Here is an 850-nt window from a genome sequence, read left to right as displayed (position 1 = left end):
GCTTCTTGTTGCCATCGCCACCCTTGTTGAAGTGCTGCTCGGCGGCAAGGTCCAGTACCTTCTGCTCACGCTCGATCCGGGCATCAAGATCGGAGATCTCGCCGGTGAGTTGATCGTACTTGGTCTGATGCTCGGACTCCCATTTCTTGTCCTTGGTGTCGTCCAGCAGCTTGCGGGCTTCGATGGCCAAGCCATTACGGCGCTCGCGCATTGCTTGAATGGTCATAACTTTTCTCCAGATGCAAAAAAGCCCGCACTGGGCGGGCTGGATTTACGCGACGGCGCGAGGCCTACGGCGCGATTTTTTCCAACAGCGAAAGGCGGCGCTCAAGGGCTTCGCGATTGACTGTGGGCTCGGGGCGCTCGGTCAGCGCCTTGGGTGCATTGCCGTAGGCGGCAAGGTTCCAGTGGTTCTGTGTCGCGGTCTTGCCTTCGGCCAGGCGATCAACAAACCCGCCTTCCAGCGCCTCCGCTGCGGTCATCCATGTGGTGGCCGCCATCAAGGCCAGGACTTCTTCGGCGGACTTCCCGGTCTTGCGCTCGTAGTCGGCGCTGATGCTGGCATCGACCTTATCCAGCAGGTCGGCCTGATCGCGGAAGTCCTTGGCGTTGCCCATCTGGATGGTCCAGGCGTTGTGGATCATGAAGAAACCGCCTTCGGCAATTTCCACTTCATCCGCTGCCACCGCCACATAAGTGGCTGCCGAAACGGCCTGGCCATCAATGTGGGCAATTACCTTGGCCGGGTGCGACTTGATTGCCTGGGCCATCGCGCGGGCATCGAACACGTCACCGCCAGGGCTGTTGATCCGCAGGTGGATAGTGTCAACGTCGAGCGCGGCCAGTTGCG

At 60.6% G+C, this 850-nt stretch carries 2 protein-coding genes; both read right to left on the bottom strand.

Annotated features, from left to right (window positions below):
* A partial coding sequence (locus tag ACYCCG_RS26030) for a phage major capsid protein (RefSeq protein ID WP_459672322.1) occupies positions 1-226 on the bottom strand: 226 nt, incomplete at its 3' end.
* Between the two features lie 64 nt (positions 227-290).
* Positions 291-850, bottom strand: a 560-nt coding sequence (locus tag ACYCCG_RS26025) for a head maturation protease, ClpP-related (RefSeq protein ID WP_459672320.1), incomplete at its 5' end; no start/stop codon positions are given.

Source organism: Pseudomonas sp. VEM90 (assembly GCF_054611535.1).
This window is presented reverse-complemented; position numbering and strand designations above follow the sequence as displayed.